General features: G+C 46.3%; 1 protein-coding gene and 1 pseudogene. Both read right to left on the reverse strand.

Going from position 1 to position 892, the window contains the following annotated elements; genetic code table 11:
* The coding region (locus tag B3W37_RS01965) for a hypothetical protein (protein WP_483174618.1) at positions 1–245 on the reverse strand (245 nt) is incomplete at its 3' end.
* A 110-nt stretch (positions 246–355) separates the two neighbouring features.
* Positions 356–892 (reverse strand): annotated as a pseudogene (locus B3W37_RS01970) (aminotransferase class I/II-fold pyridoxal phosphate-dependent enzyme); the annotation flags it as partial.

Consider the following 892-nt stretch of genomic DNA (forward strand, 5'->3'; position numbering starts at 1 on the left):
CTGAGGTCTATTTCATCACGTTCGATGAGGCGCAGGAGGCTGTGCAGCAGATTGTTAATCAGTTTATTGTGGAAAACCGCCACCATCACGTCACGCTTATACTGCTTGCATAGCAGGTAGCGCATATACTCTAACAATTCACGCTGCGCAGCGGGAGTCAATTTTTTATAATTGTTAAGAATTTCTATATCATTTAGGCAAATGTCTGTATACAGTAGAAAAACCCCCTTTGTATTCCCTAACAAAAGGGGTTCAACCCGGATAAGACAATTCCTTTAATAAAATATCGTAATATTACTGAACGTTTCTCGGTGTTTCGATTGCTTTCTTCATTTTAGGAGTATGTTAGCGCGATTTAGGCTTTTCTGTGTCGATTGAGAAAGCTGCCCATCCTTGAAACAGCCTCTTCGATATTGCTTACGCTGGCGGCGTAACAGCATCTGACAAAGCCTTCTCCACAGGAACCAAAAGCATTGCCGGGCACAACCGCCACCTTTTCTTCTTCCAGCAGCTTTTCACAGAATTCCTCGCTGCTCATGCCGGTGCAGCGAATTGAGGGGAAGCAATAGAAAGCCCCTTTCGGTTCAAAACAGCTCATCCCGATATCATCAAATCCGGCCAGCATGATACGGCGCCGGTAATTGTAGCTGTCCACCATTTTTTTCATCTCATGCTCTCCATTGCGCAAGGCTTCCAAGGCTGCTTTTTGCCCCATTATCGAGGCGCACATGATGGAGTACTGATGTATTTTCTTCATGGCGTCNNTAGCCGACTCGCCAGCCGGTCATGGCAAAAGCTTTGGAAAAGCCGTTCAATAAAACCGTGCGGTCACGCATCCCCGGCAGAGAGGCTATAGACACATGGCTCCCGTTATAAGTCAATTCCGAGTAGA

The sequence above is a fragment of the Syntrophomonas sp. UBA5494 genome (assembly GCF_002426325.1).